General features: G+C 72.6%; 11 protein-coding genes and 1 pseudogene. 7 read left to right on the top strand and 5 right to left on the bottom strand.

Going from position 1 to position 12,146, the window contains the following annotated elements; translation table 11 throughout:
- The 4 genes and pseudogenes from E6P78_RS31945 to E6P78_RS31930 form a co-directional block, all read left to right on the top strand.
- Positions 1-354: pseudogene (locus E6P78_RS31945) on the top strand (histidine kinase); the annotation flags it as partial.
- Positions 351-794: a roadblock/LC7 domain-containing protein gene (locus E6P78_RS31940; RefSeq protein WP_136207121.1), complete on the top strand. Its 444-nt coding sequence runs from the start codon at positions 351-353 to the stop codon at positions 792-794. The pseudogene E6P78_RS31945 and the gene E6P78_RS31940, both read left to right, overlap by 4 nt.
- Positions 795-803: 9 nt before the next feature.
- Positions 804-1,226: a DUF742 domain-containing protein gene (locus tag E6P78_RS31935; RefSeq protein ID WP_136207120.1), complete on the top strand. Its 423-nt coding sequence runs from the start codon at positions 804-806 to the stop codon at positions 1,224-1,226.
- Entirely contained in the window at positions 1,207-1,812 is a 606-nt protein-coding gene (locus E6P78_RS31930; RefSeq protein ID WP_136207119.1) for an ATP/GTP-binding protein, read from the top strand. The genes E6P78_RS31935 and E6P78_RS31930 overlap by 20 nt, the downstream gene beginning before the upstream one ends.
- A gap of 16 nt (positions 1,813-1,828) precedes the next feature.
- Here E6P78_RS31930 and E6P78_RS31925 read toward each other — a convergent pair whose 3' ends face one another.
- Both E6P78_RS31925 and E6P78_RS31920 read right to left on the bottom strand, forming a co-directional pair.
- Positions 1,829-2,176 (bottom strand): DUF962 domain-containing protein, encoded by a 348-nt coding sequence (locus E6P78_RS31925; RefSeq protein WP_136207118.1) that lies wholly within the window; start codon positions 2,174-2,176, stop codon positions 1,829-1,831.
- 121 nt (positions 2,177-2,297) lie between these two features.
- A complete protein-coding gene (locus E6P78_RS31920; protein WP_136207117.1) occupies positions 2,298-3,104 on the bottom strand; it encodes a M15 family metallopeptidase in 807 nt (268 codons plus the stop codon).
- A gap of 87 nt (positions 3,105-3,191) precedes the next feature.
- On the opposite strand from E6P78_RS31920, the gene E6P78_RS31915 reads away from it, so the two are divergent.
- On the top strand, positions 3,192-3,773 hold the full coding sequence (locus E6P78_RS31915; RefSeq protein WP_136207116.1) for an NUDIX domain-containing protein: 582 nt from the start codon (positions 3,192-3,194) through the stop codon (positions 3,771-3,773).
- Positions 3,774-3,779: 6 nt separating this feature from the next.
- On the opposite strand, the gene E6P78_RS31910 is transcribed toward E6P78_RS31915, so the two are convergent.
- A complete protein-coding gene (locus E6P78_RS31910) occupies positions 3,780-6,131 on the bottom strand; it encodes a TIM-barrel domain-containing protein (RefSeq protein ID WP_136207115.1) in 2,352 nt (783 codons plus the stop codon).
- A 296-nt stretch (positions 6,132-6,427) separates the two neighbouring features.
- On the opposite strand from E6P78_RS31910, the gene E6P78_RS31905 reads away from it, so the two are divergent.
- Both E6P78_RS31905 and E6P78_RS31900 read left to right on the top strand, forming a co-directional pair.
- Entirely contained in the window at positions 6,428-8,404 is a 1,977-nt protein-coding gene (locus tag E6P78_RS31905) for an acetoacetate--CoA ligase (RefSeq protein WP_136207114.1), read from the top strand.
- A 40-nt stretch (positions 8,405-8,444) separates the two neighbouring features.
- Positions 8,445-9,389 carry a hypothetical protein gene (locus tag E6P78_RS31900; RefSeq protein ID WP_136207113.1) on the top strand — a complete coding sequence of 315 codons (945 nt, stop codon included), beginning with the start codon at positions 8,445-8,447 and terminating at the stop codon, positions 9,387-9,389.
- A 68-nt stretch (positions 9,390-9,457) separates the two neighbouring features.
- Here the strand turns inward: E6P78_RS31900 and ptsP are convergent, their stop codons facing one another.
- Together ptsP and E6P78_RS31890 are read right to left on the bottom strand one after the other, a co-directional pair.
- The gene (ptsP, locus tag E6P78_RS31895) at positions 9,458-11,128 is read right to left on the bottom strand and encodes a phosphoenolpyruvate--protein phosphotransferase (RefSeq protein ID WP_136207112.1); all 1,671 of its coding nucleotides are present in this window, start codon (positions 11,126-11,128) and stop codon (positions 9,458-9,460) included.
- Positions 11,129-11,207: 79 nt separating this feature from the next.
- Positions 11,208-11,657: a PTS glucose transporter subunit IIA gene (locus E6P78_RS31890; RefSeq protein WP_136207111.1), complete on the bottom strand. Its 450-nt coding sequence runs from the start codon at positions 11,655-11,657 to the stop codon at positions 11,208-11,210.
- Positions 11,658-12,146 lie beyond the last annotated feature (489 nt).

Here is a 12,146-nt window from a genome sequence, read left to right as displayed (position 1 = left end):
GACCGGCGCCGCCCCACCGAGCCCCGGCAGCCCACCGGCTTCCGCAAGCCCGCCGAGCCCGCGGTGCCCGCACCCCGTTCGCCCGAGCCCGCCCCGGACACCGTGGGCGGACTGCCCCGCCGCGTCCGGCAGGCCAGCCTCGCCCCGCAGCTGCGCGAGGGACCGGACAGCCGGGCGGCCGGGCCGGACCCGGTGGGGGGCGCCGAGGACATCGAGCGGGACGCCGAAGAGGTACGCAGCCGTATGGCCTCGCTCCAGCGCGGGTGGCAGCGAGGCCGCCGGCAGAACGCCGAGGACGTCACCGGCCACGGTGACACAGCACAAGGAATCACTCCGGGAGGGGACGGTCCATGACCGCACCGAACGCCGCAGCACCCGACTCCGTACGCCAGGGGTCCGGCGAACTGAACTGGCTCCTCGACGAACTCGTCGAGCGCGTCGCCAGCATCCGCAAGGCGCTGGTGCTCTCCAGCGACGGGCTTCCCACCGGCGCGTCCAAGGACCTGACGCGCGAGGACAGCGAGCACCTGGCCGCCGTCGCCTCCGGCTTCCACAGCCTGGCCAAGGGCGTGGGCCGGCACTTCGAGGCGGGCCGGGTCCGCCAGACCGTGGTCGAACTGGACGAGGCGTTCCTGTTCGTCACGGCGGCCGGCGACGGCAGCTGTCTCGCCGTGCTGGCCGAGTCCGACTCGGACGTGGGGCAGGTGGCGTACGAGATGACGCTGATGGTCAAGCGCGTGGGAGCCCACCTGGCCAACGCGCCCCGGACGACCGGTCAGCCCTCCGGGGGGTGAGCGGACGGCATGAGCGCCGAATCGCCCGGCTCCCCGGACACCCCGGCAAGGCCCCGGACCCCGCGCTGGTACGACGCCGACGCGGGGCCGGTCGTCCGCCCCTACGCGATGACCCGCGGGCGGACCAGCAGCGCGTCCCGCCACCGTCTCGACCTGATCGCGATCGTCGTGCCCGAACCCGCGGCCGACGACCCGGGCAGGGACCAGATGCTCTCCCCGGAGCACGTGGAGATCGTCGAACTCTGCAGTGAACTGCCGCAGTCGATCGCCGAGCTCGCCTCCGCCCTGGACCTCCCCGTGGGGGTGGTCCGGGTGCTGGTCGGCGACCTCGTCGAGGACGAGCTGGTGCATGTGACCCGTCCCGTTCCGCCGGCCGAGCTGCCGGACGTGAACATTCTTCGCGAGGTGATCAATGGCCTTCGGGCGCTCTAGCCGCAACAGGCGGCCCGTGGAGCCCGTTACCCTCAAAATCCTGGTGGCGGGCGGCTTCGGAGTGGGCAAGACGACGCTGGTGGGCGCGGTCAGTGAGATCAGGCCGCTGCGCACGGAGGAGACGCTGAGCGAGGCGGGGCGTCCGGTGGACGACCTGGACGGTGTCGAGGCGAAGACCACGACGACGGTGGCCATGGACTTCGGGCGGATCACGCTCCGCGAGGACCTGGTGCTGTACCTCTTCGGCACCCCGGGGCAGGACCGGTTCTGGTTCCTGTGGGACGAGCTCGCCCAGGGTGCGCTGGGGGCGGTCGTCCTCGCGGACACCCGGCGCCTGGAGGACTGCTTCGCGGCGATCGACTACTTCGAGCGCCGCGGCATCCCGTTCGCGGTCGCGGTCAACTGCTTCGAGGGCGCGGACCGGTTCCCGACGGCGACGGTACGGGCCGCGCTCGACCTGGACCCGGAGGTGCCGCTCCTCATGTGCGACGCGCGGGACCGCTCGTCGGCGCGGGACGTCCTGGTGGCCGTCGTCGAGCACGCCCTGGCCCGCGCGGACCGGCAGCGCGAGCCCGTGACGACGTAGCCTCCTACGACAGGGCCTAGCGGTTCTCGGCGAGCCACTTCGCCGCGGTCTGCGCCAGCTCGTGGTCGCGTCCGGCCAGCATCATCCGGATCATCCGCACATCGCCGCGCAGCGACCAGGCGGGGTGGCCGAAGGTGGCCGGGTTGTTCTTCTCGATCAGGAAATGGGCGGGCCAGGCCGTCCCGTAGCCGATCAGCGGCAGCGCGGCCGCGTACCGCTTGCGGCCGCGTGCCAGCCCGTACGCGGTGACGGCGAGGCCGGTCAGGGTGCCGGTGAGATGGACCCAGCGGGTCGCGGCCCGGGAGTGCATCGCGACGTAGTACGGCCAGAACTCTTCGTACGACTCGAACGTCTGCTGTGACATACGGGAACCGTAATGGCTGGACCGGCAACCGGAAACGGCCCGGCTGCGTCCGAAAAGGGGAAAGGGCGGCCGGAACCCACGGGGGTGGTCCCGGCCGCCCTTTCCGCTGCCTTCGGCGGTCTCAGTGCCCGGCGACGGACCCGCGGGCCACCGGGAAGTCGAAATAGGTGTCGGGGAACAGCTCGGGCCGGAAGGTGTAGTGCCACCATTCCTCGGCCAGGTTCACGAAGCCGGCCTCGGTGAGCGTCTTCTTGAGGAACTGCCGGTTGACACGCTGCACGCCCTGGATGCGCGGGTCGTCCGTGTGCGAGAGCGTGTCGAAGCAGTCGAAGCCGGTGCCCATGTCGACCGAGTTGTCCGGGAAGCGCTCGGCCCGGGGCGCGTAGCACGGCGCGAGCTTCTCGCCCGGCCGGTACGGCCTGGTCGGAGGCGCGGGCAGCCGTACCAGCGTCAGGTCCACCGTGCTGCCCCGGCTGTGCCCGGACTTCTCCGCGATGTAACCGTCCGCGAACAGCCGGGTCTTGTCGACCCGTGGATAGAACTCGCCCTTCATCGTCTGGTCGTCGAGGTCCTTCGCCCACCGCACGAAGTGGTCGACGGCCCGCTGGGGGCGGTAGCAGTCGTACACCTTCATCGAGTACCCCTGCCGCAGCAGCCGGAGCTGGGCGCGGTGCAGGGCCTCGGCGGCCGGCCGGGTCAGGATGCAGAGGGACTGGCGGTAGCCGTCGACGGGCTCGCCCATGAAGTCGTGGGCGGTCGGGTAGCGCATCTCCTGGATGATCGTGGGGTCCACCGAACGCAGCGAGACGAACTCCCCGGGCGCCTTCGGCTCGGGTTTCGCCTGCGCCACCGGGGCGGTGACGGTCACGGCGAGCAGGGCGGCGGCAGCGGCTGCCAGGGCACGGAAAGCGGTCGCGATACCTGTCATGAGCACATCCTCCATCGCCGGGGCCCGCCGGGAGGGCGATCGGATACAGTCCGCGCGTGTCCGCCACCGCCTCTGCCCCCGGTCACCATGAGTACGGGAGGCGCCCGGCCGTCACGCGTGCCGGAGGCGCCCGGCCACCACGAGGAGACGGAGAAGCGTGTGAAGTACTCCCACTGCGGCAGCTGCGGAGCCCCGTACACCGCCCTCACGTCCCCCGAAGACTGGCCCCGCACCTGCGCCGTCTGCGGTGACACCGCCTACCGCAACCCGCTCCCGGTCGCCGTCGCCCTGCTCCCCGTCACCGACGGGGACACCACCGGCCTGGTCGTCATCACCCGCACCATCCAACCCGCCCTCGGCGGCCTCGCGCTCCCCGGCGGCTTCATCGACCACACCGAGGACTGGAAACACGCGGTCGTACGCGAACTGCGCGAGGAGACGGGCATCGAGGCCCGCCCCGAAGACGTCCGCCTCGCCGACGCCCTCAGCTCACCCGACGGGCACCTGCTCCTGTTCGGACTGCTCCCCGAACGGCCGGCCGCCGCCCTCCCGCCGTCCGTGCCGACCGACGAGTCCTCCGGCTACACCCTCCTGCGCACCCCCGACACACTCGCCTTCCCCCTCCACACCGAGGCCGCCCGCTCCTGGTTCGCCGGCCGCTACCACTGAACCCGCTCACGCCCCCCGCACCCGCACCGGCCGGTCCACGCGCCGCTCCTCGCCGTCCCGTTCCACCACGACCCGCCCGCCCACCAGCCGCGTCGTGTACCGCTCGACCTCCACCGGCTCCCAGCCGTCACCCGCGTCCAGGACCACGGTCCCGCCACCGACACGCCCCGCCACCGGCGCCCACACCTCCAGCTCCACATCCCCGCCCGGACCCCGCACCGGAATCACCGCCCCGGCCCGCGCGAGCACCGGCACCCGCGACAGCGGCGCCTCGACCACCACCTGCCCCGGACCCTCGTACACCGCCCCGCTCACCGTGTCGTACCAGCGCCCCGGCGGCAGTCGCACCGCCCGCTCGCGCACCCCCGGCTCCAGCACCGGCGCCACCAGCAACGCGTCACCCAGCAGGAACGCGTCCTCGCAGTCCCGCAGCGCCCGGTCACCGGGGGACGACCACCACAGCGGACGCACATACGGCGCACCCGTCAGCCCGGCCAGCCGCGCCAGCGTCACCCAGTACGGGCGCAGCCGCTCCCGCTCCACCAGCGCCTCCCGCGCACCGGCCAGCACCTCGGGCCCGAACTCCCACGGCTCCCTGCGCCCCGCGCCGATCGCCGCGTGCGTACGGAACAGCGGAAGGTACGCCCCCAGCTGGAACCACCGCAGATACAGCTCGGGCGACGGCGACCCGTCGAACCCGCCCACGTCCGGTCCCGAATACGGCACCCCGCACAGGCCGAGACCCAGTGCCAGCGCCAGCGACGCCCGCAGCCCCGGCCAGCCCGTCGTCACATCACCGGACCAGGTGCCCCCGTAGCGCTGCATCCCCGCCCAGCCGGAACGCGAGAACAGGAACGGCCGCTCGTCCGGCCGCAGCCGGGACAGCCCCTCGTACCCGGCCCGCGCCATCGCCAGGCCGTACACGTTGTGCGCCTCGCGGTGATCGCCGCCACGCCCCTCCAGCGCGTGCCGCGCCGAGCGGGGGAGCGACGGGTCGCCGAACGCCGCGAACGAGACCGGCTCGTTCATGTCGTGCCACACCCCGGCGAACCCCTGTGCCAGGCGCTCCTCGTACAGCCCGCCCCACCACGCCCGCACCCCCGGATCGGTGAAGTCCGGAAAGACGCACTCGCCCGGCCACACCTCCCCGCGCACCACCCGCCCCCGGGCGTCCCGTACGAACGCGCCCGAAGCGCCCACCGCCCGCCCCGAGTCGTAGACCTCGTTCCCCGCCACCGCGGCGACCGCCGGGTCGACGATCGACACCAGCCGCACCCCGTCCCGCCGCAACTCCTCCGCCAGACCCGGCAGATCGGGGAAACGCTCCCGGTCCACCGTGAACACCCGGTGCCCGTCGAAGTGGTCGATGTCCAGATGCAGCACCGACAGCGCGAGCCCCCGCTCCCGGTACCCCGCCGCGATCCGCCGCACCTCCCGCTCGCTCCCGAACCCCCACCGGGCGTGCTGCGGGCCCAGCGCCCAGGACGGCGGCACCGCGGCCGGCCCCGTCAGCGCCGACCAGCCCGCCAGCACCCGGGCCGGCGTACCCGCCACCACCCAGCAGCGCAGCGGCCCGCCGTCCATCCGCACCTCCGACACCCCCGGCCGGTCATGCCCGGACCCCGCGCCCTCCTTCCCCTCCCGCAACGACACCCGGCCCGACCAGGAGTTGTCGTGGAAGACCAGATGCGTCCCCGCGTCCGAGACCACCACCTGCACCGGCATCGTCAGGTACAGCGGATCGTCCCCCGGCCCGAACCGCCCGCCCGGATCGGTGTTCCACAACGCGTACGAGCCGTCCCGCAGCCGCGGCCCCGCGGCCCGCCCGCCCAGCCCGAAGAACCGCGCGTCCGCCGGCACCTCCGAACGCTGCACCCACCGCGCTTCCCCGCCCGCCACCGGCTCCCACCACCGAGGCGGCAGCTCCCGCCGCAGCACCACCCCGCCCGGCGTACGCAGCTCCACCGCCCCGTGGCGGGACACCGCGACCGTCAACCGCTGCGACACCACCTGCCAGCCACCGTCCGTGCCCGGCTCCAGCACGGCCCTCGGATCGGCACCCGGCGCGTCCCCGGGCAACGCGTACGACGGCAGCGGCTCCGCCCCGTCCCACCCCCAGAAGACCGCCCCGCCCACCGCCACCCGGATACGCAGCTCCGAACGGGCGAACCGCACCACACCGCCCCCCGGCCCCGGCTCCGCCCCCGTCACGGGCCCCGGCACCCGCGCCCGCTCCGCCCCGCGCGACGGCAGCGCCCGCGCGTCCGCACGCGCCCGGCGCCACGCCGAGCGCACCGTACGCAGCCCCCGCTTCGAACCGACCAGCTTCACCGAGCCCACCAGCTCACGACCGTTCATGCGGCTCACCCTGCCATCCGCAGGGCCACGAACAGGCTTCGTTCAACCTCCGTTCACCCCGCGCCGGGCCCGGACCGAGCCCCGCGCGGGTCTCCCGCCGGCCCGGACCGAGCCCACGCCGGGCCCCCGCCTGACGTGGCCGGACCACATACCGGGACACGAGAGCATGTACGGGCAACCCTGGTGCGAAAGACGATCACATGGCATCGTCCGTGGCGTCGCCTCACGCGCACACCCCCGCCCGTGCGCGCGACCTGCGCACACACCGCGTATCGCTACAGCCAGGGAGCCGCCCCATGACCTCAGCAGCCGACGAAGCCCCCCTGTGGCAGCCCGGCCCCGACCGCGTCGCGGCCGCCGCCGTCACCCGCTTCCAGAGCTGGGCGGCCGCGCACCACGGCGCACCCGCCGAGGGCGGCTACGCCAGTCTGCACCGCTGGTCCGTGGACCACCTCGACACCTTCTGGAAGGCCGTCGCCGAATGGTTCGACGTGCGCTTCTCCACCCCGTACGAACAGGTCATCGGCGACCGTTCCATGCCCGGCGCCACCTGGTTCACCGGCGCCACCCTCAACTACGCCGAACACGCGCTGCGCACCGCCGAGGACCCCCTGCGCGCCGATGCCGCCGCCCTGCTCCACGTCGACGAGAGCCACACCCAGGCCGCCACCTCCTGGTCCGAGCTCCGCCGCCAGGTCGGCTCGCTCGCCGCCGAACTGCGCGCACTCGGCGTCACCCCCGGCGACCGGGTCAGCGGCTACCTCCCCAACATCCCGCAGGCGATCGTCGCCTTCCTCGCCACCGCGGCCGTCGGCGGGGTCTGGACCTCCTGCGCCCCCGACTTCGGCGCCCGCAGCGTCCTCGACCGCTTCCAGCAGGTCGAACCCGTCGTCCTGTTCACCGTCGACGGCTACCGCTACGGCGGCAGGGAACACCACCGCGCCGACACCGTCGCCGAACTCCGCCGTGAACTGCCCACCCTGCGCGCCGTCGTACACATCCCGCTGCTCGGCACCGACGCCCCCGAAGGCACCCTCGACTGGTCCGCGCTCACCGCCGCCGACACCGAACCGGTCTTCGAGCAGGTCCCCTTCGACCACCCGCTCTGGGTCCTCTACTCCTCGGGCACGACCGGCCTGCCCAAGGCCATCGTCCAGTCCCAGGGCGGCATCCTGCTCGAACACTTCAAGCAGATCGGCCTCCACTGCGACCTCGGCCCCGAGGACCGCTTCTTCTGGTACACCTCCACCGGCTGGATGATGTGGAACTTCCTCGTCTCCGGCCTCCTCACCGGCACCACCCTCGTGCTGTACGACGGAAGCCCCGGTCACCCCGACGTCAGCGCCCAGTGGCGCGTTGCCGAACAGACCGGCGCCACCCTGTTCGGCACCTCCGCCGCCTACGTCATGGCGTGCCGCAAGGCCGGCATCCACCCGGGACGCGACCTCGACCTCTCCCGCGTCCAGTGCGTGGCCACCACCGGCTCCCCGCTCCCGCCCGACGGCTTCCGCTGGCTCCACGACGAAGTCGCCGACGACCTGTGGATCGCCTCCGTCAGCGGCGGCACCGACGTCTGCAGCTGCTTCGCCGGCGCGGTCCCCACCCTCCCCGTCCACATCGGCGAACTCCAGGCCGCCTGCCTCGGCACGGACCTCCAGTCCTGGGACGCGGCGGGGCAGCCGCTGACCGGCGAGGTCGGCGAACTCGTCGTCACCCAGCCCATGCCGTCCATGCCGGTCCGCTTCTGGAACGACCCCGACGGCAGCCGCTACCACGACAGCTACTTCGACGTGTACCCCGGCGTCTGGCGCCACGGCGACTGGATCACGATCACCGACCGCGGCTCCGTCGTCATCCACGGCCGCTCCGACTCCACCCTCAACCGGCAGGGCGTCCGCATGGGCTCCGCCGACATCTACGAGGCCGTCGAACGGCTCCCCGAGATCCGCGAGTCCCTCGTCATCGGCCTGGAGGAGCCCGACGGCGGCTACTGGATGCCGCTCTTCGTCCACCTCGCCGAAGGCGCCGCCCTCGACGACGACCTGCGCGCCAGCATCAAGCGCACCATCCGCCAGAACCTCTCACCGCGCCACGTCCCGGACGAGGTCATCGAGGTCCCCGGCATCCCGCACACCCTCACCGGCAAGCGCATCGAGGTTCCGGTCAAACGCCTCCTCCAGGGAACGGCCCTGGACAAGGCAGTCAACCCCGGCTCGATCGACAACCTGGAGCTCCTCCACTTCTACGAGAAGCTGGCCCGCGAACGCCGCTGACCGCACCACTGTCAGTGCCCCTGATTACTCTGAGTGAGCAATGATCGACAGCGCACTGGGGGAAATCATGGCGCAGACCAGGAACAAGCGGATCACCGTCCACGGACGGACCGGCACCACCATGCGACGCACGCTGCGCCGCGAAGCACCGACCACCATCGGCCTGCTGACCGATGAACAGGACTTCGCGGCGATGCGGCGCTACCGGACCTTCACCTTCGAGGACCACGGCGTCTACCTGGAGCAGGTGGAAGGCCTCCTCAAGACCCTCACCGCCCAGGGCGTGCACACGACGGTCGCCCTCTTCGACCCGCAGGAGTACGCGGAGTACTGCGCGGAAGCGGGGATCGCCCCCGACACCCCGGCGGGCCGCAGCCGCTTCACCGCGGAGATCGCCGCCTGCGGAGCCACCGTCGCCTACGCCGGCCAGCCCATGGACGCCCTGATCCCGGCCCTCGTCGGCCGGGCGGTCCGCCGGGCCACCTGGGAGTACGCCGCCATGCTGCTGGCCGGCCTCGGCGACTGCGCCGACTGCGGCCAGGACATCGGCCGCGCGGCCTTCGACCGTGCCTCCCACCTCCTGGAGCGCACCCTGGAGGCGGCCGGCCCCGGCACCCACCACCTGGTGTGCAGCACGCCCACGCAGCACGAGCAACTGCTCGCCGCCCTGCACACCGACCGGGACGCCACGGGCCCGGCCTGCCTCGACTCCGCGGAGGGCGCCGAATTCGTCAGCGTGCTGGCCGTCGCCATCGCCCTGGAGAGCCATGGCGGAGTCGTCCTGCGGACGAGCACACCCGGCGCCCCGGACCGGGTGCACGGCTGGCGGCTCACCGAAGGCGGCCTCGCCCCACTGACCGCGGGCGAGGTCTTCAGCGCCTACTGCACCGACGCCGACACCGGTGAACCCGTCGCCCCGGAGTCCGGCGTCGAGTACTGCGCGGGCTTCGACATCGGGGCCGACGAGCCGGAACAGCACCACTGACACGACGAAGGGGCTCCCCGCCGCTCTCGGCGGGAAGCCCCTTCACCCATCGTCCGTCCGGCGCGGACCTACTCGCCCGACAGCACCGCCTGCGCCGCGAGGCGCGCTTCCTCGGCGGAGTCCGCCGCACGCGCGGCCGACGCGGCCCGCTCGCACTGGGCGAGCGTGTACTTGGCCAGCGTGGCGCGCACATAAGGAATGGAGGCCGCGCCCATCGACAGCGACGTCACACCCAGACCGGTCAGCACACAGGCGAGCAGCGGATCGGAGGCCGCCTCACCGCACACGCCACAGCTCTTGCCCTCGGCCCTGGCGGCGTCGGCGGACAGCGCGACCAGATCCAGCAGCGCGGGCTGCCACGGGTCCTGAAGCCGGGACACCGCACCCACCTGACGGTCGGCGGCGAAGGTGTACTGCGCCAGGTCGTTGGTGCCCAGCGACAGGAACTCCACCTCCTGCAGCACCGAGCGCGCCCGCAGCGCGGCGGACGGGATCTCGACCATCGCACCGAACTTCGCGTTCAGCCCGGCCGCACGGCACGCGTCCGCGAATGCCTTGGCGTCCGCGCGGTCGGCCACCATGGGCGCCATGACCTCGAGGTAGACGGGAAGACCCTCGGCCGCCTTCGACAGGGCGGTCAGCTGGGTGCGCAGCACGTCCGGGTGGTCCAGGAGGCTGCGCAGCCCGCGCACGCCGAGCGCCGGGTTCGGCTCGTCGGCCGGAGTGAGGAAGTCGAGCGGCTTGTCCGCTCCGGCGTCCAGCACCCGGACCACGACACGGCCCTCGGGGAAGGCCTCCAGCACCGCGCGGTACGCGGCGATCTGCTTCTCCTCGGACGGCGCCTGCTTGCTGTCGTCCAGGAACAGGAACTCGGTACGGAACAGGCCCACGCCCTCCGCACCCGCCTCGACGGCCGCCGGCACGTCACCGGGACCGCCGACGTTGGCGAGCAGCGGCACCTTGTGACCGTCGGACGTGGCGCCGGGGCCGGTCGACGCCGACAGCGCGGCCTTGCGCGCGGCGGCGGCGCTCTCCAGCTCCGCCCGCTTCCCGGCGCTCGGCTCGACGAAGATCTCGCCGGTGCTGCCGTCCACGGCGATCAACGTGCCCTCGGCCAGCTCGCCGGCCCCGGGCAGCGCCACCACGGCCGGGACACCGAGCGCCCGCGCCAGGATCGCGCTGTGACTGGTCGGCCCGCCCTCCTCGGTGACGAAGCCGAGCACCAGCGCCGGGTCCAGCAGCGCCGTGTCGGCGGGCGCGAGGTCCCGGGCGATCAGGACGTACGGCTCGTCGCTGTCCGGCACACCGGGCATCGGCACACCGAGCAGCCGCGCCACGATCCGGTTGCGCACGTCGTCGAGGTCGGCGACCCGTCCGGCCAGGTACTCGCCGGCGCCCGCCAGCAGTGCCCGGTACGCGGCGAACGCGTCGTACACACCGCGCTCGGCGGTGCTCCCGACGGCGATGCGCCGTTCGACGTCGGCGATGAGCTCGGGGTCCTGGGCCATCATGGCCTGGGCCTCCAGCACGTGCTGGGCCTCGCCGCCTGCCAGGTTGCCGCGCGCGATGAGGTCGGCGGCCACGGCCTCCACGGCCTGCCGGGCCCGTCCCTGCTCGCGCTCTGCCTCCTCGGCCGGGATCTGCTTGGCCGGCGGTTCGAGCACCGCGGTGCCCATGTGCCGTACCTCGCCGATCGCCACACCGTGGCTCACGCCTACGCCTCGCAGCGTTGTCTCCATTTCACCCGTCCCCGGTCGTGCGGTGGCCGTTGCCCCCGCGGTGGTGGATATCCAGTCGGCTGTCACTGCGCCGATCGCGTTACTGCCAACCGAACAGTGTGTCGCCGGACTTCACTTCGCCGGCCTCCACGACGTCGGAGAGGGATTCGGCCGTCGCCTCCAGCGCCACGACCGGGCACACCGGCGACTTGCCGGCCGCCTCTACGGCGGCGGGGTCCCACCGGACGATGGACTGGCCGCGGGTGACGGTGTCGCCCTTGCTCACGAGCAGCTCGAAGCCCTCGCCGTTGAGCTGGACCGTGTCGATGCCGAGGTGCGTCAGCACACCGTGCCCCTCGCTGTCGACGACCACAAAGGCGTGCGGGTGCAGGGAGACAACGATCCCGTCGACGGGTGCGATCGCCTCGGAGGGCTCGCGCACGGGGTCGATGGCGGTGCCGGGACCGACCATCGCCCCGGCGAAGACCGGGTCGGGTACGTCAGCGAGCCCGATGGCGCGTCCGGCAAGAGGGGACGTCACAGTGGTCATGGGGGCCTCCCAGTGGAGCTTCGAAGGTGCCGCCGCGGCTTGATAGGAGGACGGCGTACTGCTCAGCAGACTAAGTCATAAGAAGTCCCGGTTCCGCCCGAGTCCTGGCGGTTCGAGGACCTAGGGGCGCACCGGAAACGGTTTGCCTCTACTCCCGGCAGCCTGTACTGTCGTACTCCTGCCTGGCCCCAACGCGACTTTGAGTCGGGGGTCGGCAGCGGCTATTGAGCCCAAACCCTAACCCGAAATCGGGCACCCGCATGTCTGCGGGGGGCCGGTCAGGGGGAGCGGAAAGGTTTGATAGAGTCGGAATCGCCGGAAAGGGAAACGCGAAAGCGAAGAACTGGAAAGCGAAAAGGCACGGCCCGCTTCGACCGGGAATCGGACACGAAAGAGTCTGATAGAGTCGGAAACGCAAGACCGAAGGGAAGCGCCCGGAGGAAAGCCCGCGAGGGTGAGTACAAAGGAAGCGTCCGTTCCTTGAGAACT

Origin of the sequence: Streptomyces sp. A0958 (assembly GCF_004795035.1) — a bacterium.
Taxonomy (GTDB): domain Bacteria; phylum Actinomycetota; class Actinomycetes; order Streptomycetales; family Streptomycetaceae; genus Streptomyces.
This window is presented reverse-complemented; position numbering and strand designations above follow the sequence as displayed.

Bases quoted from the DNA above. Each gene is read 5' to 3' on its own strand.
- E6P78_RS31920 (WP_136207117.1), bottom strand. From the start codon at position 3,104: ATGACAGGTATCGCGACCGCTTTCCGTGCCCTGGCAGCCGCTGCCGCC.
- E6P78_RS31900 (WP_136207113.1), top strand. From the start codon at position 8,445: ATGATCGACAGCGCACTGGGGGAAATCATGGCGCAGACCAGGAACAAG.
- E6P78_RS31910 (WP_136207115.1), bottom strand. From the start codon at position 6,131: ATGAACGGTCGTGAGCTGGTGGGCTCGGTGAAGCTGGTCGGTTCGAAG.
- E6P78_RS31925 (WP_136207118.1), bottom strand. From the start codon at position 2,176: ATGTCACAGCAGACGTTCGAGTCGTACGAAGAGTTCTGGCCGTACTAC.
- E6P78_RS31930 (WP_136207119.1), top strand. From the start codon at position 1,207: ATGGCCTTCGGGCGCTCTAGCCGCAACAGGCGGCCCGTGGAGCCCGTT.
- E6P78_RS31915 (WP_136207116.1), top strand. From the start codon at position 3,192: ATGAGTACGGGAGGCGCCCGGCCGTCACGCGTGCCGGAGGCGCCCGGC.
- E6P78_RS31935 (WP_136207120.1), top strand. From the start codon at position 804: ATGAGCGCCGAATCGCCCGGCTCCCCGGACACCCCGGCAAGGCCCCGG.
- E6P78_RS31890 (WP_136207111.1), bottom strand. From the start codon at position 11,657: ATGACCACTGTGACGTCCCCTCTTGCCGGACGCGCCATCGGGCTCGCT.
- ptsP (WP_136207112.1), bottom strand. From the start codon at position 11,128: ATGGAGACAACGCTGCGAGGCGTAGGCGTGAGCCACGGTGTGGCGATC.
- E6P78_RS31905 (WP_136207114.1), top strand. From the start codon at position 6,428: ATGACCTCAGCAGCCGACGAAGCCCCCCTGTGGCAGCCCGGCCCCGAC.
- E6P78_RS31940 (WP_136207121.1), top strand. From the start codon at position 351: ATGACCGCACCGAACGCCGCAGCACCCGACTCCGTACGCCAGGGGTCC.